The sequence below is a fragment of the Ralstonia chuxiongensis genome, from assembly GCF_024158925.1.
Lineage (GTDB): Bacteria > Pseudomonadota > Gammaproteobacteria > Burkholderiales > Burkholderiaceae > Ralstonia > Ralstonia chuxiongensis.
Window position 1 is genome coordinate 15,456 of sequence record NZ_JAMYWC010000010.1, and the last position, 19,410, is coordinate 34,865.

Annotated in this window: 21 protein-coding genes; 16 read left to right on the plus strand and 5 right to left on the minus strand. The window is 63.7% G+C overall.

The genetic code is table 11. From position 1 onward, the window contains the following. Nucleotides 1-12: 12 nt before the first annotated feature. The 4 genes from NKG59_RS24485 to NKG59_RS24500 form a co-directional block, all read right to left on the minus strand. On the minus strand, nt 13-1,053 hold the full coding sequence (locus tag NKG59_RS24485) for a porin (RefSeq protein ID WP_253542424.1): 1,041 nt from the start codon (nt 1,051-1,053) through the stop codon (nt 13-15). 239 nt (nt 1,054-1,292) lie between these two features. Next, nucleotides 1,293-2,312: a porin gene (locus NKG59_RS24490; RefSeq protein ID WP_253542427.1), complete on the minus strand. Its 1,020-nt coding sequence runs from the start codon at nt 2,310-2,312 to the stop codon at nt 1,293-1,295. A gap of 69 nt (nt 2,313-2,381) precedes the next feature. Then, nucleotides 2,382-3,326 carry a 2-hydroxyacid dehydrogenase gene (locus tag NKG59_RS24495; RefSeq protein WP_253542429.1) on the minus strand — a complete coding sequence of 315 codons (945 nt, stop codon included), beginning with the start codon at nt 3,324-3,326 and terminating at the stop codon, nt 2,382-2,384. Then, the gene (locus NKG59_RS24500; RefSeq protein WP_253542431.1) at nt 3,323-3,733 is read right to left on the minus strand and encodes a VOC family protein; all 411 of its coding nucleotides are present in this window, start codon (nt 3,731-3,733) and stop codon (nt 3,323-3,325) included. Before NKG59_RS24500 ends, NKG59_RS24495 begins: the two co-directional genes overlap by 4 nt. Before the next feature lie 218 nt (nt 3,734-3,951). Between NKG59_RS24500 and NKG59_RS24505 the strand changes: the two genes are divergently transcribed. Together NKG59_RS24505 and NKG59_RS24510 are read left to right on the plus strand one after the other, a co-directional pair. Beyond that, nucleotides 3,952-4,899 (plus strand): alpha/beta hydrolase, encoded by a 948-nt coding sequence (locus NKG59_RS24505; protein ID WP_253542432.1) that lies wholly within the window; start codon nt 3,952-3,954, stop codon nt 4,897-4,899. A gap of 41 nt (nt 4,900-4,940) precedes the next feature. Next, on the plus strand, nt 4,941-5,864 hold the full coding sequence (locus NKG59_RS24510) for a dihydrodipicolinate synthase family protein (protein ID WP_253542434.1): 924 nt from the start codon (nt 4,941-4,943) through the stop codon (nt 5,862-5,864). A gap of 17 nt (nt 5,865-5,881) precedes the next feature. On the opposite strand, the gene NKG59_RS24515 is transcribed toward NKG59_RS24510, so the two are convergent. Next, nucleotides 5,882-6,541: a GntR family transcriptional regulator gene (locus NKG59_RS24515; protein WP_045206458.1), complete on the minus strand. Its 660-nt coding sequence runs from the start codon at nt 6,539-6,541 to the stop codon at nt 5,882-5,884. Between the two features lie 278 nt (nt 6,542-6,819). On the opposite strand from NKG59_RS24515, the gene NKG59_RS24520 reads away from it, so the two are divergent. From NKG59_RS24520 to NKG59_RS24585, 14 genes are all read left to right on the plus strand, one after another. Continuing rightward, nucleotides 6,820-7,710: a fumarylacetoacetate hydrolase family protein gene (locus tag NKG59_RS24520; protein ID WP_045206461.1), complete on the plus strand. Its 891-nt coding sequence runs from the start codon at nt 6,820-6,822 to the stop codon at nt 7,708-7,710. A gap of 53 nt (nt 7,711-7,763) precedes the next feature. Beyond that, nucleotides 7,764-8,765 carry an ABC transporter substrate-binding protein gene (locus tag NKG59_RS24525; RefSeq protein WP_253542436.1) on the plus strand — a complete coding sequence of 334 codons (1,002 nt, stop codon included), beginning with the start codon at nt 7,764-7,766 and terminating at the stop codon, nt 8,763-8,765. A 67-nt stretch (nt 8,766-8,832) separates the two neighbouring features. Then, nucleotides 8,833-9,423 carry a VOC family protein gene (locus NKG59_RS24530; protein WP_045206464.1) on the plus strand — a complete coding sequence of 197 codons (591 nt, stop codon included), beginning with the start codon at nt 8,833-8,835 and terminating at the stop codon, nt 9,421-9,423. Further along, nucleotides 9,420-10,163, plus strand: a complete 744-nt coding sequence (locus NKG59_RS24535) for an ABC transporter permease (RefSeq protein ID WP_253542438.1) — start codon at nt 9,420-9,422, stop codon at nt 10,161-10,163. Before NKG59_RS24530 ends, NKG59_RS24535 begins: the two co-directional genes overlap by 4 nt. Next, a complete protein-coding gene (locus tag NKG59_RS24540) occupies nt 10,163-11,014 on the plus strand; it encodes an ABC transporter ATP-binding protein (RefSeq protein WP_253542440.1) in 852 nt (283 codons plus the stop codon). Before NKG59_RS24535 ends, NKG59_RS24540 begins: the two co-directional genes overlap by 1 nt. A gap of 71 nt (nt 11,015-11,085) precedes the next feature. Continuing rightward, nucleotides 11,086-12,063: a LysR substrate-binding domain-containing protein gene (locus NKG59_RS24545; RefSeq protein ID WP_253542443.1), complete on the plus strand. Its 978-nt coding sequence runs from the start codon at nt 11,086-11,088 to the stop codon at nt 12,061-12,063. Between the two features lie 127 nt (nt 12,064-12,190). Then, nucleotides 12,191-13,681: a 2-hydroxymuconic semialdehyde dehydrogenase gene (locus NKG59_RS24550; protein WP_253542445.1), complete on the plus strand. Its 1,491-nt coding sequence runs from the start codon at nt 12,191-12,193 to the stop codon at nt 13,679-13,681. Next, nucleotides 13,678-14,499: a 2-keto-4-pentenoate hydratase gene (locus tag NKG59_RS24555; protein WP_253542454.1), complete on the plus strand. Its 822-nt coding sequence runs from the start codon at nt 13,678-13,680 to the stop codon at nt 14,497-14,499. Before NKG59_RS24550 ends, NKG59_RS24555 begins: the two co-directional genes overlap by 4 nt. Beyond that, complete coding sequence (locus NKG59_RS24560) at nt 14,496-15,437, plus strand: acetaldehyde dehydrogenase (acetylating) (protein WP_253542457.1); 942 nt, start codon at nt 14,496-14,498, stop codon at nt 15,435-15,437. The genes NKG59_RS24555 and NKG59_RS24560 overlap by 4 nt, the downstream gene beginning before the upstream one ends. 13 nt (nt 15,438-15,450) lie before the next feature. Continuing rightward, nucleotides 15,451-16,518, plus strand: coding sequence for a 4-hydroxy-2-oxovalerate aldolase (gene dmpG / locus NKG59_RS24565; RefSeq protein WP_045206470.1), 1,068 nt, complete (start codon nt 15,451-15,453; stop codon nt 16,516-16,518). Further along, nucleotides 16,515-17,279 carry a 2-keto-4-pentenoate hydratase gene (locus NKG59_RS24570; protein WP_253542465.1) on the plus strand — a complete coding sequence of 255 codons (765 nt, stop codon included), beginning with the start codon at nt 16,515-16,517 and terminating at the stop codon, nt 17,277-17,279. Before dmpG ends, NKG59_RS24570 begins: the two co-directional genes overlap by 4 nt. Nucleotides 17,280-17,318: 39 nt before the next feature. Beyond that, on the plus strand, nt 17,319-17,750 hold the full coding sequence (locus tag NKG59_RS24575; protein ID WP_045206472.1) for a RidA family protein: 432 nt from the start codon (nt 17,319-17,321) through the stop codon (nt 17,748-17,750). Between the two features lie 56 nt (nt 17,751-17,806). Beyond that, nucleotides 17,807-18,331: a 3-hydroxyanthranilate 3,4-dioxygenase gene (locus tag NKG59_RS24580; RefSeq protein ID WP_253542468.1), complete on the plus strand. Its 525-nt coding sequence runs from the start codon at nt 17,807-17,809 to the stop codon at nt 18,329-18,331. Nucleotides 18,332-18,376: 45 nt separating this feature from the next. Continuing rightward, on the plus strand, nt 18,377-19,387 hold the full coding sequence (locus NKG59_RS24585) for an amidohydrolase family protein (protein ID WP_253542471.1): 1,011 nt from the start codon (nt 18,377-18,379) through the stop codon (nt 19,385-19,387). Nucleotides 19,388-19,410 lie beyond the last annotated feature (23 nt).

The window sequence follows — 19,410 nt, forward strand, 5'->3', positions numbered from 1 at the left end:
AATGAAGACGGATCAGAATGCGTGGCGGATGCCGATCTGGAAGCCGGTGGGACTCTGGCCCGCGTTCGGGTAGGCCTGCCACGTCACCGGATACGGGACCGACACGTTGTTCTTCAGCTTGATGTGCGCGACGGTTGCATACAGGTCGGTCCGCTTGGATAGCCCGTAGATGTAGCCGGCCACGAAGCCCACGGCGTTGGAGACCTTCGTGTTGTTGTCATCGTGACGGTAGACGGCGCTTGCGTAGACGCGGCTGCGGCCGTCGATGTTCCAGCGCGCCCCGAGCTGTGCGTCCCACCCGCGCGAGTTGAATGCAACGTATGGCGGGTAGGCGTAATAGCCGTTGTACGTGTGGAAGATGGCCGTGGGCTCGAAGCCGCCGATCTTGTAGACGGCAGAGAAATAGTTGTCGCGCGACGAGTTGATGCGGCTGCTGTTGAAGATGTCGCGCGTGTACTGCAGCTCGCTCACCGCACCCAGGAACAGGGGGCCGCTGCGGTATTCCAGGCTTGTACTCAGGAAGCGTCCGGCCCGCGTGGTGTCTTCCAGGCCCGTGGCGTACATCGCGCGGCCCGTGAAACCAAAGAAGCTTGGCGTCTTGTACTGGATGGCGTTGTCTACGCGGTACGACGCGTAGAAGAACTCCATGTTGTTGACCATGCTGAAATCAGCCGCCCAGCTGGGGTCGGCATAGCCGGCAATCCAGTACGACGGTGTGAACTGGCGGCCGAGCGTGATCTCGCCCAGTTTGTCGCTCTTCAGACCCACAAAGGATTGGCGAAACTGAGTCGCCTGCTTGCCGTCATCGGCCGAGAACATCGGCTCGATCGTGAACACGGCCCGGTTGCCGTCCCCCAGATCCTCAACCCCGCTGATGTTGAAGCGCGAGTTGTTCAAGCCCCCACTCGACATGCGCGTGGTGGTGCCGTTGCCCGAAGAAATCAGGTGCGAGATGTTCAGATCGACGTAGCCGGACAGCCAGACGCGCGAGTCTGCCTGCGCGGTGGCGCACACGCACAGCAGGGCGCCGGCGGCGATAAGGTTCCTTTTCATTGGGTCTCCGAGTTTTTGTGTGTTTGCTGCAGGGAGGGCGGCTTGCGTAGCGGCAGATCGTTTCGTCTGCTCGTCGCTTGCGTAGCCGGCTCTAAGGCCCTTCCTGTCTGTGCTGATGCGTTCGTGTATACACAGACAGAAAAAATTATACGTAGAGAATCATTTGGATTTAGAGCTTTATTTTTTTATACAAAACGCTGATTTGGTTATAGCGGGTAGACCCGGATAGCCAGTGCGCGTCAGAACAGATGCCGGATGCCGAGGGCGTAGGTCATGGCCGTTGCGCCGCCGCTTTGCCGGTCGTAGACGCTGACGGCATAGACATCGGTGCGCTTGGAGAAGGCATAGTCGAGTCCCGCTGCCGCCGTGTTGCGCGTGGTGGCTACGCCGCGCGGCGCCGTGCGGCGTGTGTTTGCCCATTCGCCCAACAGCGACAACTGCGCGGTCAGCGGCACGGAAGCACCGACCTCATAGGTATGCGAACCGATGTCCGTGGCGTTTGTGCGCGTGCCCTGGATGGCGCCGTACAGCTTCAACCAGGTGAAGTCGTAGGCGGCACCGGCCAGGTAGGCGTCCTGGCTTGGAGCGGCGGCTCCTGCAACGATCCGGTTGCGTTGCACGGTCGCGACGGCGGTGAACGCCCCCGACGTGTAGTGCAGCGATGCAGCAGTGTTGTAGATGCCCGGCGCGCCGGGTTTTCCGCCCAAGGCATACACGGCTGTGGCCTTGAGGCCATTCAGGTTGGGGCTGCTGTACTGGATGCCGTCGTTCCAGACTGTGTCGCCTGCGATGGCGCCGCCATATGAGGCGACGAACGTTTGCATCACCAGCGGCGAGAACAGGATCGACGCCTGGAATGGGTTGAGGGTTTGCTCACCGAGATACATCAGATTGGTGTGCCGCCCGAAGGTCAGCTTGCCGAATCTGCCTTCCAGACCGACGTAACTGTTGCGGCCCCAGAACGGGTCGGCCGACGTGCGGCCCATGCCGCCGGTGTCAGGCTGGAAAAAGCTCTCCAGGACGGCGATGGCGCGGGTGCCACCGCCCAGGTCTTCGGCAGTCTTGATGCCCCAGTAGGGCGCGGTCAAGCCGGGGGCTTGCTGCATGAGCGTTGCGGGTGGGCCCCCGCTGCGTTTGGAACTCGCCATGTCGAGTCCAACCAGGCCGTACAGCGTGACAGAGGTCTGCGCCCAGGCGCAGTGAGAGACCGACAGGCCGGCCACGCAAAGGGCCAGCGCCGGCAACGAGCGAACGTGCATGAAGATCCCCCAGAAGTTTGGGAGTGGGCAGGGAGGCGCGGCGCAACTTGCGCTGGCCGCGCTGCGGGGTCAGGCGGTGGGCACCGCCAGTTGCACGCGCTTGCGCGCGAAGTGCTGCGACAAGCTGGCGAGCAGCGCATCCCGCTGTGCCAACCAAGACGCAGGCGAACGTCCCGCCATGTGCGGCGTGATCAGGACATCGCGATGGCGGAACAGCTCGGCCGGCACCTCGGGCTCGTTCTCGATGACGTCGAGCCCCGCGCCGGCAATCTCGCCCGCATCCAGCGCATCGAGCAGCGCCCGCGTGTCGAGCACCGAGCCGCGCGATACGTTGACGACATAGCCCGAGCTGCCGAGCGCCTGCAGGACCGAGCGATTGATCAGATGCCGTGTCTCGGGTCCGCCATTGCACGCGATGACCAGGAAATCGCTCGCGGCGGCCAAAGCGGCGGGGCTGGCGTAATAGCGGCCCGGCGCGTCGGCTTGCGCGCGGCGGCCGTGATAGCCGACCTTCATCGCAAAGCCCTGCGCGCGAGCGGCAATCAACCGGCCGACGCGGCCCATTCCGACAATGCCGAGCGAGGCTCCCGTCAACGTAGGCCGAGCCTGGCGCGACTGCTGCCACCGCCCGTGCTGCACGGCAGCGGTGAGCGGCGCATAGCCGCGCGCCAATGCCAGCAACATGCCGAAGGCGTGATCGGCAACCGTTTCTGCATTGGTGCCCGGTGCATGCGTCACGACAATGCCGCGCCGCGCGGCGGCCTCCACATCAACGGTCTCGTAGCCCGCGCCGAAAGCGCAGACGATTTCCAACGCAGGCAACTGTGCCATGTGGGCACCAGACAACCCCGTCGAGCCATTGGTGACAACGGCCCGGATCGTGTCAGCACACGGCACATCAGGCGCCATACCGTCTGGGCAGTAGTGCAGCGCGTACTGGCTGCGCAGCGCATCGACTGTCGATTCCGGCAACGCAATCAACGCAAGCACCGTGGGCGGCACCAGGGTGCTCACGACTGCGTGGGCGCCACTTCCTTTGTCGCGCCTTTCCAGCCGTTTTCCGTGATGTCGAAGACCGTGCCGTCCGGCATGCGGTACTTCACCTCGTAGAACACGTTCGGGTTCTTTTCATGGCGGCCCGTCAAGTAGGTGCCGCCTGCCGCGACTACGCGCGCGGCGGTGTCTTCCACGCTGTCGACCCACATGCCGAAGTGGATCACGCCGCGCACGTCTTTCAAGCCGGCGTAGCCAGGCACGGTCTCGTCCTTGAAGTTGAGCAGCGCGACGTTCATCGTGCCGTCCGTCATGTAGATGCCGCGCATGGCGTTGCCGGCGCGGCGCATACCGAAGGCCTTCTCAAAGAACTGGGCAGCGGCTTCTGGGTCTTCAACCGAAAGCGCGATATGGCGGAGTTTGTCCATGAACGTCCTCAAAGCTTGGCGGCGTGCGCCGGGATGGAAAGTGGCACGACTGTGACTTAAGTTCACCGCGCTCTTCACTAGGTATACTACTTACATGTTGTGTATACACAAAGATGAATTTATATACCAGAATAGCTTCCAGTCACCACCCGATGGTGGTTGGCGCCAGTGCGCTTTGTCCCGAACCTTGTTTTCGGGTGCTATGCAGGAGGCTGTGGATGCAGGTTTTGCAGGAACCGCTGGGAAATCTTTGCGCCGAGCTGCGGCACCGCTTCGCGCAGATTGGCGCGGTTTGGGGGCGCGACATCAATGCGCATCGCGATCTGGTGATCAACGCATACACGCCGCTGGTGGCCGCCGCCGCCAATGACGCGGCCGATGGATGTGAACTCCGGCGTGATGTGCCGTACGGCCCGCATGAGCGGCAGCGTCTCGATGTGTTTGTTCATACCGCAACGCGTTTGGCTGGCCACGCCGATGTGGTGGTGTTCGTGCACGGCGGTGCGTTCCTGCGCGGCAGCAAGAGCTTCAATGGGCTGATTTACGACAACGTATCGCGCTGGTTTGCGCGGCAAGGGTGCGTGGCCGTCAACGTGGAATACCGGTTGGCGCCAGACGCGCCTTACCCCGCCGGGGCGGAGGACGTGGCCGCTGCGCTGGACTGGGTGCGCACGCATGCCGCAGAACTCGGCGGCAGTTCGGAGCGGGTGTTTCTGGTAGGCCACTCGGCCGGTGGCGCGCATGTCGCCACGTATCTTGCCGATCCGGCATTGGCCGTGCGGCGCACAACGCCCGTGGCAGGCGCGGTGCTGATCAGCGCCCGCGTGGCCGCCGACGTATTACCCGACAACCCGAACGCCGCCGGCGTACGCGCGTATTTCGGGGATGACACCTCGCTGTACGCACAGCGCTCCCCGCTCACCCATGCACACCACATCGACGTGCCGCTGATGGTGGTCGTGGCCGAATTCGAGAACCCGTATCTCGATGCCTATGGGGCGGCGTTCTTCGAGCGCGTAGCCCAGGCACGCCAACTTATGGGCCGCCCCGTGCAGGCACCGCGCTTCGTGCAGATGCTCCGGCACAACCACACCTCGGTGGTCGCGCATTTCGATTCCGGCGAGACGTTGCTCGGCAACGCGATGCTCGATTTCTTTCGTGCCTGACGGTTGCCGTTCCGCTTCGTTCATCCCTTTAGGAGATCTGCATGTCCGCATTTGGCAAGCCACGCGTGTTCGTGCCCGTCGTCACGCCGTTTCGCTCCGACCTTGGCGTCGACACACCGCGCTTTGTCGCGTTTTGCCGCTGGCTTGTCGGGCAGGGCGCGGGCCTGGCGGTGTTCGGCACCAATAGCGAGGCGAATTCCCTGAGCCTGGCCGAGCGCCGCGCCATGCTCGACGCTGTGTTTGCCGCCGACATCGACCCGGCGCAACTGCTGCCGGGCACGGGCGCCTGCGCATTGACCGAAGCGATCGAGTTGACGCGTCATGCCGTGACTGGTCATTGCGCCGGTGTGCTGATGCTGCCGCCGTTCTACTACCAGGGCGTAAGCGACGACGGCCTGTTCGCGTATTACTCCGAGGTCATTCAGGCCGTTGGCTCGGACGCTTTGCGCGTGCTGCTGTATCACATCCCGCAGTTCACGGGCGTGCCGATTTCGCATGCGCTGATTGAGCGGTTGGTTGCGGCTTATCCGAACACCGTGGTCGGCATCAAGGACAGCTCAGGTGATTGGGCGAATACCGAGGCGATGCTCAAGCGCTTTCCCGGATTTGCCGTGTTTCCAGCGTCCGAAGCGCTGCTCTGCAAGGCGCTGCCGCTGGGCGCGGCCGGTTGCATCTCTGCCACGGCCAACCTGCAGCCGCATGCGATTGCCCGCCTGCTTGCCGCTACGACGGCTGAAGAGCAAGCGACCTGGGAAGCGAAGGTGACGGCCTTGCGCACCATCGTGCAGGCGCTGCCGATGATCCCGGCGCTAAAGGCCGTGGTGGCCCATCACATGCAACACGAAGGCTGGAGCGTTGTGCGCCCGCCCTTGACGGCGTTCAGTGCAGTGCAGGCGGGGGCGCTGCTGGCGCAGCTCGATGCGCAGGGGTTCTCGATGCCGCCGGTCGAGCAGGTGGCGGCATGAATGTTTTGGATGAGGACTCAGGCGTTCGCGCGGTTGCGGTGCTGCTTCTTCAGGCGACCGAGCACGACGATCGACAGGCGTGCGGTGTGGTCGCGCATCGCGTTGTAGGCGCGCTCCGGATCGGCGCTGAGGATGGCGGAGACGATCTCGCGGTGCTCGTCGGTGGCGGCTTCAAAACGTGTGGGCGATGCCGGTTGCGCCGCCCGGAAACCAGCCAGCCGCTGGCGCTGCACCGCAATGATCGACGCCAGCGATTTGCTCTGCGCGCCCTTGCAGATCAGCTCGTGGAACTCACGATTGAGCTCGAAGTAGAGCGCTTCGTCGCCGTGCGCGATGGCCTCGTTCATGTCGCTCTCGAGCACTTCGAGCTGCTTCTTCTCCACCACGCTCATGCGTTGCGCGCTCAGGCGGCAGCACAGGGCTTCCAGCTCGCACATGGCTTCGAGCATGTCGGCCAGCTCTTCGATGCTGAATTGCGCCACCACCACGCCCTTGCGCGGCGTGAGTTCGACCAGCCCACGGACGGCCAGCTCACGCAGAGCCTCGCGGATAGGCGTGCGCGACGCATTGAAGCGCTCGGCCAGCGCCGCTTCTTCGAGCTTCTGACCTGGCTCAAGCGTGCCGTCGATGATCTCGTCGCACAGCAGTCGATAGATTTTGGAAGAGAGCGTCGTCATCGTGTCAGCGGTGGGGTTGGGCGCAACGGTGGTCTACGCAGACGTGCGTCGCATTATGCGCCAGCCGCCCCCCAGGGCAACCCGATGCGATGCATCGCACGCTGTATCAGCAATGCCGGCTGGCCTCGGGAGAACCCCATGGTCCGCCGGTTTTTCTGGAATGGGAGTATACGCTAGTTACATGTTGAATACATGGATTGGTATATGTATACAAAACAAATTCACTCATCACGACAGTGGGGACACAAGTGATCAGTTTCGGGATTGCAAGCTATGAAATGAATGGCCGCGTTGCTGCTGGATTGAGCGTGGGCGACGCGCTGTATGACATGCAGACCGTGTTGAAGGAGGCCACGGGAGACACAACGCCCATCGACGTCGATGCCCTCGTCCGGGACTGGGACCAGAGTGGCGCAGCTGCGGTGCAGCAGTTCGAGGCGGCGGCGCGCGCCATTGCCGAGGGCACCATCGCCGCCAAGCCGCTCATCGGCTACCGCCTGCGCGTGCCGTTCACGCCGCGCCGCATCTTTGCCGCTGCCTCCAACTATTACGAGCATGCCCGCGAGATGGGCACCGAGCTGGCCCCGCGCGGGGAAAGCACGCCCTACATGTTCATGAAGGCCGAGACCAGCGTGGTGCCGACGCTGGCCGAGGTGCGCATCCCGCCGCAGGCGGAACGGGTCGACTGGGAGGTGGAGCTGGCCGTGGTGATCGGCAAGCCCGGCCGCCAGATCGCCATTGAAGATGCGCTGGATTACGTGGCCGGCTACACCGTGCTGAACGACGTGAGCGCGCGCGATCTGAACCGCCGAACGGACTATCCGTTCAAACACGACTGGTTTCGCGGCAAGAGTTTCGATACCTTCGGGCCGCTGGGGCCATGGCTGGTGCCCCGTTCGTGTATTGCCGAGCCGCAGAACCTGCGCATGCGGCTGACGGTCAACGGCGAGACCATGCAGGACGGCAACACGTCGGAGATGATCTTCAGCGTGGCCGAGCAGATCCACTACCTGTCGTCGATCCTGACGCTGCAGCCCGGCGATGTAATTGCCACCGGCACGCCGACGGGCGTTGGCATGGGCCGCGGCATCTACCTGAAGCCCGGCGACGTGATGGTGGCGTCCATCGACGGGATCGGTTCGATCGAGAATCCGCTGGTGCAGGGATAACGCACTTCGCGCACGGATCACAGTCCGGTCACACCCATCTTGACGGAGGAGACATGCTGGAACGGTTGAGTGCCCTGGCGCGCGGGCTCGTGTGCGCGGCAGGCCTGGGGGCAGGGATGTTGTCGGCAGCGCATGCGGCAGATGCCGTGCGCGTCAATCTGGCGTGGCTGCCGCAGGGCAGCACGGGCGGCATCCTGGTTGCGCAGGCCAAGGGTTACTACAAGGAGGCCGGCCTGGACGTGACAGTCATGCGTGGCTATGGCGGCCAGCGCACCGTGAACGAGGTCGACGCGGGGCTGTTCGAGTTCGGTTACGGCGACCCCGTGAGCGTGACCCTGAACCGTGCCCACGGTGGCCACACGGTGATGGTGGGCGCAGTCAACACGCGCTGGCCGGGTGCCATGTGCTACGTGGAGCGGCCTGGCTTCAAGGTGACCTCGCTCAAGGATCTGGCCGGCATGACGCTGGGCGGGGGCGGGGCATCGGCGGTGCAGAACATCGTGCCGGCGTGGCTGAAGCAGAACGGCATGGCGCCCGACGCCATCAAGCTGGTGCGGCTGGATCCGGCGGTGATCAACACGGCGCTGCTGCAAAAGCGTATCGATCTGTCTGAATGCTGGGAGGGCGCCAGCCTGGCTGTGCAACAGGCGTTTGCGCAGCGCGCGGGGCAAAAGCTGGGCAAAGTGTTCTACCGCGACTTCGGCCTCGACATGATGGGCAGCGGTATTGTCACGACCGACCGCTACATCGCGCAGCATCCGGATGTGGTCAAGCGCTTTGTTGAAGCGACGTACCGCGGCTACGCGTTCATGCGCGACCAGCCCAAGGCTGCGGTGGATGCGATCGTCGCGCAGCAGCCGCTGCTCGATCGCGCCATCCTGCAGCAGCAGATTGCCGAAACCAACAGCCTGATCTCGGACGAACCAGGCAAGCACAAGATCGGCTGGCTGCGCCCCGAACGCATCAACGGGACCGTCGATTTCCTGTCGCGTGCGTTTGACCTGGGCGGCAAGGTCAAGCCAGCTGATCTGTACACCAACCGCTTCGTTGAATGAGCGGCTACTGAATTCGGGGCTACTGCCCAACCCGCCCGCCACGTACGGGCACATTGGAGTGAGACATATGAACAGCTTGCGTCCCAAGCGGCTCGGACACATGGTTTTGATGGTGCGGGACATCCAGCGCTCGGCCAAGTTCTATACGGAAGTCCTGGGCCTGAAGGTGTCGGACTGGATTGGCGATCAGATGGTCTTCCTGCGCGCTGGCGCTGACCACCATGACCTGGCGCTGTCCCAGCTGCCGAAGGATTCGCCCGACTTCAACGACCTGCCGCGCTACTCGCGCCCCGGGCTGGAGCACTTCTCCTACCTGATCGACAGCGTTGAAGAGATGGAGCGCTCCGTCAAGGTGCTGCAGGAGCACGGCGTGGAGATCGTGCGTGGCATCGGCCGCCACGGCCCGGGTGACAACTATTTCCTCGTCTTCAAAGACCCGGACGGCAACAACGTCGAGGTCTACTGCAACATGGAACAGATTGGCGAACGCGACCCGCGCCAAGCCCAGGTGTGGGAGCGCAGCATCGAGTCGTTCGACCAGTACCGCTTCGAGCGCTTTGTCGTGCCGCCGCCCCCGCACCTCGTGGCGCAGAAGGCGGGCGCAGCGGCACCCAAGGGCGAATCTGCCGACAAGGATGCCCCCGGAGACAAGTCATGAGGCGCGCGCTGGAAACCGCCGCGTTCTGGATCGTCGTCGGGCTGGTGTGGGAATTTGGCGTGCGCTGGAGCGGCGCGCCCGAGTATGTGTGGCCATCGTTGTCGTCCGTGCTTTCGGCCGGTTGGGAGATGCGCGCGCAGTTGCTGAGCGACTCCATTACTACTGCGGGCGAAGTGTTTGCGGGCTTCATGCTCGCGCTGGTGAGTGGGCTCGGGCTGGGGCTGCTGGCCAGCACCTCGGCCATCGCCCGGCGCACGCTGTTTCCACTCGTGACGGCTTTGCAGAGCATGCCGAAGATCGCGCTGGCGCCGCTGTTGATCGTCTGGTTTGGCTATGGGTTTACCTCCAAGCTGGCCGCAGCGGTGCTGTTTGCGTTTTTCCCGATCGTGGTCGCCACGATGGGCGGCCTGGCGGGCGTGCCGCAGAACCTGGACGAGCACTTCCGCGCGCTGGGCGCCTCAGCTTCGCGCACGTTCTGGCACTTGCGTCTGCCTGCCGCCATGCCGGCGCTGATGGACGGCCTGAAGATCGCCATGCCGCTGGCGGTGATCGGCGCCATCGTGGGCGAGTTCATTGGTTCGGAAGCTGGGCTGGGGCATCTGATCGTGTTCGCAACGTCGAATGCGCAAACGCCGCTGTGCTTTGCGGCCATTCTGATGGTCACGGCGCTGGCGATGGTGTTCTACGCCGCCGTCGATTGGGTTTCGCGTGCTGTCTGGTGGAGAGGAGTCACGGTCTGATGGCAATCGTCAATCTGTCGCGCGCCGTGCCGCGCGAAACCGCAGTGATCGCCGCTGCCCACCCCGCAGCGCAGGACCTGATGGCCCGCGTGATGATCGATGTCGACAACGTCGGTAAGCGCTTTGCCGCGCGCGGCGGTGCCGCAGCGTTCAATGCGCTTGAGGACATCTCGATGCAGGTGCGGCAGCGCGAGTTCGTCTCCATCCTGGGGCCTAGCGGTTGCGGCAAGAGCACGCTGCTGCGCATGGTAGCGGGGCTGGTGCCTTGTGATGCGGGTGAGATCCGTGTCGACGGCAAGTCGATTGCAGCGCCAGTCCCAGAGATCGGTGTGGTCTTCCAGACCAGCAACATGCTGCCGTGGCTCACGGTGGGCGACAACATCCGCCTGGGCGCCAAGCTGCGCAACCTCCCAAGCGTGAAGACCGAGGCGCGTCTGCCGGGCCTGCTCGATACGCTGGGACTCACGCAGTTTGTTGATCGCTACCCGCACGAGCTGTCGGGTGGCATGCGTCAGCGTGCGGCCATCGGACAGATTCTGCTGCTTGAGCCACGTGTGATGCTGATGGATGAGCCATTCGGCGCGTTGGATGCCCTCACGCGCGACAAGCTCAACGTTGAGTTGCTGCGCATCTGGCAACAGAGCACGCTGACGGTGCTTCTGGTCACGCACAGCATCCACGAGGCGGTGTTCCTGTCCGACCGCGTGCTGGTGATGTCGCCACGCCCCGGCCGCGTGCAGCACGATGTGAAGATCGACTTGCCCCGCCCACGGCAACCGGACGAGATCAAGCGCGACCCCCGCTACGGCGAATACGTCTCGGAACTGTCTCGCATGATGGGCGTGTTCTGACCTGAGCGTGGGTTCTGAACGGGCGGGCGACTGCTACGATCGTGCATCGCCCGCCTTGAATGACAACAGATATGCAAGCCAATCCGCTCAGCGAGATCTCTCTGATCCGCAGGCTGAAATTGAATCAACTGATGATCTTCGAGCGCGTGCTGGAGACGCGCTCGGTCGTGCGTGCCGCCAACGAGATGCGGCTGACGCAGCCCGCCGTGACGAAGGTCATTCACGAATTGGAATCGTGCTTTGACGGCGCGCTGTTCTCGCGCTCCAACCGCGGTGTCGTGCCAACGGAGCTGGGGCTCATGCTCGGCCGGCGCGTGAAGTCGCTCATGGCCGAGTTGCGCTATATGACCGACGAACTGAATGACTTCCGGCTCGGCACCAGCGGACATGTGATCGTCGGTACGTTGATCTCGGCATCAGCGCGGCTGCTGCCGCGTGCCATTGCCATGGTGAAGGCGCGCACGCCCAACGTGCTCGTTACCGTGCGCGAAGGGACGACGGCGCATCTGTTTCCAGCTTTAGCGACAGGCGATCTGGACATCGTCGTTGGCCGCTTGCCCGAGCGGGAGCTGCCGATCGCCAGTGCGTTTCCGTTGACGCACGAAGGGCTGTTCGATGAATCGCTGTGCGTGGTGGTGGGCAAGGGCTATGGCGCTTTGCCGGAGCGCGTGGCGCATCTGTCGGAGCTGGCGGGTTCGCCCTGGATTCTGCCGACCCCGGACTCCCCGGCGCGGCTGGCGGCGGAGCACCTGTTCCGCTCAGCAGGGCTGCCGCTGCCGACCGATATCGTCGAGTCGCTCTCGCTGTTGACCAACATCGGCCTGCTGCTGGAGACGCCGCGCATTGCGCTGATGCCGCGCGTGGCGGCCCGGCAGTTTGCCGATGCAGGGTTGGTGCGCATTCTTGACCTGCCGGAAACGGCCGCGTTTGGCACCGTGGGATTCTCGGTGCGCTCAAACAAGGAGCAGAGCGCAGCGTGCGGGGTCTTTATCGAATGTCTGCGGGAAGCCGCGCAAGCCACCACACCCGGCGTCGGCATATTTTCCTGAAAGCCAAGCGGGACAAGGCGTGCGCTGGTATTCCGGTTTGGGATACTCAGCGCCGAATGTTTCATTGTTCTTCTTCGCCGCGCGTCCCTAGACTCCTGCCAACACTTCAACAAGAGCAGGAGACGTTGTGAACCAGGAACCGGCTGACGCCGCGCGCGCACCGCGGCTTTTACGGCACTACATCGATGGTGAGTTCGTGGCAAGCGCCACCACGTTTGCCGATGTCAGCCCTGTCGACGGCACGCTGGTCGCACAGGTATGCGAGGCCGATGCAGCTGCCGTTGACCGGGCCGTGCGCGCGGCACGCGCCGCTCAACTCTCGGGCTGGCGCGACACCACCCCCGCCCAGCGCGCAGATTGGTTGAACCGCATTGCCGACGGCATCCAGGCACGCTTCGAAGACTTTGTTGCCGCTGAAGTGGCCGACACCGGCCGTCCGCTTACGCAGGCCCGCACGCTTGACGTGGCACGCGGCATCGCCAACTTCCGCACGTTTGCCGACCTGATTCGCACGGCCAACAGCGAGTTCTTCGAGACGCATACGCCCGACGGCAGCGAGTACATCAACTACGTGCGACGCAAGCCGCTGGGCGTGATCGGCATCATCTCGCCGTGGAACCTGCCGCTGCTCCTCTTTACGTGGAAGGTCGCGCCTGCGCTGGCCATGGGCAACTGCGTTGTCGCCAAGCCGTCGGAAGAGACGCCGGGTTCAGCCACGCTACTGGCGGAGGTCATGCACGATGTGGGCTTGCCGCCTGGCGTGTTCAACCTGATCCACGGTCATGGCCCGAACGCCGCAGGGGAGTTCCTCACGCGACATCCGGACATCAGCGCCATCACCTTCACGGGTGAATCGCGCACCGGCAGCGCCATCATGAAGACCGTCGCCGACGGTGTGAAAGAGATCTCGTTCGAGCTGGGCGGCAAGAACGCCGCAGTGGTGTTTGCCGATGCGGATTTCGACGCCGCGGTGGAGGGCGTCGTCAAATCGAGCTTCACCAATGCCGGGCAGGTGTGCCTGTGCAGCGAGCGTGTGTATGTTGAGCGACCGATCTTCGATCGCTTTGTTGCAGCGCTGAAAGAACGCACAGAGCAGCTGTGTGTCGGCGCACCGGACGACCCGGCCACCACCATGGGGCCGCTCATCTCGCGCGGCCATCGGGAAAAGGTGCTGTCCTACTTCCGCTTGGCCGTGGAAGAGGGCGCGACAGTCGTCACCGGCGGAGGTGTACCGCAGTTTGGCGACGCCCGAGACGACGGAGCCTTTGTCCAGCCGACCATCTGGACCGGGCTGCCAGACACGGCGCGCTGCGTGAAAGAGGAAATCTTCGGGCCGGTGTGCCACATCGCCCCGTTTGACGCGGAGGACGAGGTGATCCGCCGCGTGAATGACAGCGCCTATGGCCTGGCCGCCAGCATCTGGACCACGCAGCTCGCACGCGGCCATCGCGTTGCCAAGCAGATCGAAACGGGCATCGTGTGGATAAACGCTTGGTTCGTGCGCGACCTGCGTACGCCGTTCGGTGGCGCAAAGCTCTCCGGCATTGGCCGTGAGGGCGGGCGGCATTCGCTCGATTTCTATTCCGAGTTGACCAACGTCTGCGTGAGGGTCGCATGAGCACCATCGATATGAACGCGGCCGTCGCGTTGGCGCATCAACTGTGGCAAGCCGAGCAGGACCGCACACCACGCGCGCCCGTGCGTGACGCGATTGCCGCGCTTGGCGGCGATCCGCTGGAGGCGGCGTATGCCGTGCAGCGCGTCAACACGGAGCGCAAGCTTGCCAGTGGCCGGCGGTTGGTCGGCCGCAAGATTGGACTGACGTCCAAGGCGGTGCAGGCTCAACTGGGCGTCGATCAACCCGACTTCGGCATGCTGTTCGACGACATGGCGATTGCCGATGGCGAAGAGATTGCCTTGTCTCGCACGCTGCAACCGAAGGTGGAAGCCGAGATCGCGCTGGTGCTGGAGCACGATCTGCCGCACGAGCGCCACACCATTGCCGACCTGATTCGCGCGACGGCCTACGCGCTGCCCGCCATTGAGATCGTCGGCAGCCGTATCGCCAACTGGGACATCCGCCTGACCGACACGGTGGCCGACAACGCGTCCAGTGGCTTGTTTGTACTCGGCAACCGTCCGGTCAAGCTTGATGCGTTTGACGCCATCCAATGCGGCATGGTGATAGAGCGTCGCGGCGATCAGGTGAGCGTAGGCGCCGGGGCAGCATGCCTCGGTAACCCGCTGCACGCTGCGCTCTGGCTGGCCAACACCATGACCCGTGTGAACGCGCCGCTTCGGGCCGGCGACATCGTGCTCACAGGTGCACTCGGGCCGATGGCGGCTGTCATCCCAGGCGACGTCTTTACCGCACATATCGAAGGCCTCGGCAGTGTGAGCGCTTGTTTTTCCACCCAACCGGATCCCGCGCAATGAAGGGCAAATCCAAGCAAGCTGTCGCCATCATTGGCTCCGGCAATATCGGTACCGATTTAATGATCAAGGTGCTGCGCAACGCCCAGCATCTGGAGATGGGCGCGATGGTCGGCATCGACCCCAATTCCGACGGGCTGGCCCGCGCCACTCGACTTGGCGTGCCCAACACCTCGGGCGGCATCGACGGGCTGGTCGCGATGCCCAACTTTGGCGATATCCGGATCGCGTTTGACGCGACCTCCGCCAGCGCGCACGCCCACCACGCAAAGGTGCTGCGCCAGCATGGCGTTCAGGTGATCGACTTGACGCCCGCAGCCATCGGACCTTTCGTCGTGCCAGTGGTGAACCTGTTCGAGCATGTCGAAGCGCCCAATGTGAACATGGTGACCTGCGGCGGCCAGGCAACGATTCCCATCGTGGCTGCGGTCTCGCGGGTTGCTCCTGTGCACTATGCGGAGATTGTTGCTTCCATCGCGAGCCGTTCTGCCGGCCCCGGTACGCGCGCCAACATCGACGAGTTCACGGAGACGACTTCGAAGGCCATCGAAACCGTGGGCGGCGCGGCGCGTGGCAAGGCCATCATCGTGCTGAACCCTGCCGAGCCGCCGTTGATGATGCGCGACACCGTCTATTGCCTCACCGACAAAGATGCAGACACCGTCGCCATTGCAGACTCGATCGAAGCCATGGTGGCGGCTGTCGCCAGCTACGTACCGGGCTATCGGCTCAAACAGGCTGTCCAGTTTGACCGCTACACCGCTGACAGTCCGCTGGCACTGCATGCGAATGACCGCCGCGCAGGGTTGAAGGTGAGCGTCTTCCTAGAGGTGGAAGGCGCCGCGCATTACCTGCCGTCGTACGCGGGCAACCTGGACATCATGACCTCGGCAGCGCTGGCTGCTGCCGAGCAGATCGCGGCAAGCCGCGCAGCAGCCTGACGGAGGATCGGCCATGACCACGATTACCAAGACCGACGCCAAGAAAATCTACGTCTCGGACGTGACGCTGCGCGACGGCATGCACGCGATTCGCCATCAGTATTCGCTCGAGCAGGCGGTTGCCATTGCCCGGGCGCTGGATGAGGCGGGTGTCGACAGCATCGAAGTTGCGCACGGCGACGGATTGTCGGGTTCGAGCTTCAACTACGGCTTTGGCGCACACACGGATCTGGAGTGGATCGCCGCCGTTGCCGGCACCGTCAAACGTGCCCGCGTGGCGACGTTGCTGCTGCCCGGCATCGGCACCGTCCATGACTTGCGCGCCGCCTACGATGCCGGTGCACGTGTCGTGCGCATCGCCACCCACTGCACCGAGGCGGACATCTCCAGGCAGCACATCGAGTACGCCCGCTCGCTCGGCATGGATACCGTCGGCTTCCTGATGATGTCGCACATGACCTCCCCGCAAGCGCTGAGCGTGCAGGCGAAGTTGATGGAAAGCTACGGCGCGCAATGCGTCTATGTGGTGGATTCTGGCGGCGCGCTCAGCATGCGCGATGTGGCCGAGCGCTTCGACGCACTAAAAGCAGTATTGGACCCCGCGACGCAAACGGGCATGCATGCGCACCACAACCTCTCGCTGGGTGTGGCGAACTCCATCGTTGCGCTGGAACACGGATGTGACCGCGTGGACGCCTCGCTAACGGGCATGGGCGCGGGCGCCGGCAACGCGCCGCTGGAAGTCTTCATTGCTGCAGTTGACCGCATGGGCTTGCACCACGGTTGTGACGTGAAGAAGCTGATCGACGCGGCAGAAGATATCGTGCGGCCGCTGCAGGAGCGACCCGTGCGCGTCGATCGCGAAACGCTGGCGCTGGGCTACGCCGGTGTGTATTCGAGCTTCCTGCGCCATACCGAAACAGCAGCGGCCAAGTACGGGTTGTCTGCGTTCGACATCATGGTCGAGTTGGGCCGCCGCCGCATGGTGGGCGGTCAGGAAGACATGATCGTCGACGTAGCGCTCGACATGCTGAAAGCACGCGAGTCCGCGCTGAAGTTGCCGGGCAAGGAGGCCGCATGACCGATCTCAACGCCATTGCCGCACGTATTGACGACGCAGCGCGCTATGCAGAGCCCATTGCGCAGTCGACCGACGACGCGGGCTTTTCGCTGGACGAAGCTTACGAAATCCAGCGAGCGTCGATCGAGCGCCGCATCCATCGCGGTGAAAGCATGGTGGGCGTCAAGCTGGGCTTTACCAGCCGGGCCAAGATGGTGCAGATGGGCGTCGATAGCCTGATCTGGGGCTGGCTGACCGACAGCATGCTTGAAGAAGACGGCGGGCGGGTATCGCTGGATCGCTTCATTCACCCGCGTGTGGAGCCGGAAGTGTGCTTCCTGACCAGCCGAGAGATTGACCGACCGCTCACGCTGCTGGAAGCCGCGAGCTATCTGGAAGCCGTGGCGCCTGCCATGGAGATCATCGATTCGCGCTACCGCAACTTCAAGTTCACGCTGGAAGACGTGGTGGCCGACAACTGCTCGTCTGCGGGGCTCGTTATTGGACCGTGGTCCCGTCGCTTTGACACGCTGCGTAATGCGGGCGTCCTCATGCGTGTGGATGGACATGCCGTGCAGGTTGGCTCCACTGCGGCCATTCTGGGTGACCCGCTGCGCTCTGTCGTGCAGGCATCGCGTCTCGTCTCGCAGAGCGGCCTTGTGCTGCCGTCCGGCTCGCTCATCATGGCCGGCGCGGCGACTGCCGCACACGCGCTGCCGCGCGGCGCGCACGTGCAGTGCGTGGTCAGCGCACTGGGCACCACGGAATTCACGACCTATTGAGCCATGACCTATTGAGCGCCAACAGCGCGCCAGATTGCTATGACCACTGAAACCAATCCGCAAGGACGCCTCGTTGATGGCAAGGCCAAGCCGCGTGGCCGTTTCCCGCACATTACGCGCGCGGGCGATTTCCTGTTCGTCTCGGGCACCAGCTCGCGCCGTCCGGACAACACGATTGCAGGTGCCTCCGCCGACGCTTTGGGCACGACCGAACTCGACATTCGCGAACAGACCCGTGTCGTGATCGAAAACATCCGGGACATCCTGCGCAGCGAAGGCGCAGACCTGTCGAACCTGGTCGAGATCACTTCCTTCCTGGTCAATATGAACGACTTCGCCGGCTACAACGCGGTGTATGGCGAGTACTTTGACGAGACCGGCCCGACGCGTACGACGGTGGCGGTACACCAGTTGCCGCATCCGCATCTGGTGATCGAGATGAAGGCGATTGCGTACGCGCCCAAGCGATAACGCAGGCAGCACCGCGAACAACGATAACGACAACGCCAGGCCGCAAGGAGCGAGACATGTTGACGTATGGAAAGCCGTTCAACTTCCAGCGATGGATCGATGAACACGAGCACCTCCTCAAGCCGCCTGTCGGCAATCAGCAGGTGTGGCAGGACAGCGATTTCATCGTGACGGTCGTGGGTGGGCCGAACCACCGCACGGATTATCACGACGATCCGTTCGAAGAGTTTTTCTATCAGATGCGCGGCAATGCGTACCTGAACCTCTGGATTGACGGCAAACGTGAGCGCCTCGACTTGAAGGAAGGCGACATCTTTCTGCTGCCCCCGCACGTACGGCACTCGCCGCAACGGCCGGAGGCGGGCAGCGTCTGCCTGGTCATCGAGCGGCAGCGTCCGGCAGGCGCGTTGGATGGTTTCGAGTGGTACTGCGATGCGTGTGGGCATCTCGTGCACCGCGTCGAGGTGCAGCTCAAGAGCATTGTGCGTGATCTTCCGCCGCTGTTCGAAGCGTTCTACGCCTCTGAAGACAAACGCCGTTGCCAGCAATGCGGCCATATCCACCCGGGCAAGGCAGCCTGACGCTCTGGCGCCTCATCACACGCAATAAAGAAATCGCAATCGACGATGACACTTCGAATCGACATGCATTCGCACTTCTTCCCGCCTGTCACACGGGAGGAGGCAGCGCGGCTTGATGCAGAGACAGCCCCGTGGCTGCGCACTGATGCCGGCGGCGAACGCGGCATGATCATGGCGGGCGACCGCGCCTTTCGCCCCGTTTACCGCGCGCTGTGGGACCCCGCCAAGCGCATCGAAGAGATGGACGCGCTCGGCGTGGACGTGCAGTTGGTTTGTGCCACGCCCGTGATGTTTGGCTACGGCTACGACGGCGCCACCACACATGATTGGGCCATGCGCATGAATGACCGTGCGCTCGAACTTTGCGCGTATGCGCCGAAGCGCCTCAAGGCACTCGCGCAGGTGCCGCTGCAAGACATCGACCTGGCATGCTGCGAGGCGACGCGCGCGCACCGCTCAGGCCATCACGGCGTGCAGATCGGCAATCACCTGGGGCCGCGCGATCTGGACGACGCCCACCTCGTCACGTTCCTTACGCACTGCGCTGACGACGGCATTCCCGTGCTCGTGCATCCGTGGGACATGATGACCGACGGCCGCATGAAGAGATGGATGCTGCCGTGGCTGGTTGCCATGCCGGCAGAGACGCAACTGAGTATGGTTTCGCTCATCCTTTCCGGCGCGTTCGAGCGGATTCCCAAGTCGCTCAAGCTGTGCTTCGCGCACGGCGGCGGCAGCTTCGCGTTCCTGCTCGGACGCGTGCAGAACGCATGGGAGCAGCGCGACATCGTGCGTGAAGACTGCCCGAATCCTCCCGCCTCGTATCTCGACCGCTTCCACGTGGACAGCGCGGTATTCGACCCGCGTGCCTTGAGCCTGCTTGTCGACACCATGGGCGAAGACCGCGTCTTGCTTGGCTCCGACTACCCGTTCCCGCTGGGTGAACAAAAGATTGGCGACCTCGTGGCCAACCATGCAGACCTGAGCGACGCCGCCAAGGCCAAGATCCTGGGCGGCAATGCCGCGCGCTTCTTCGATTTGCCCGATGCAGCCTGATCCAGAACGGCCGCACCACGCTC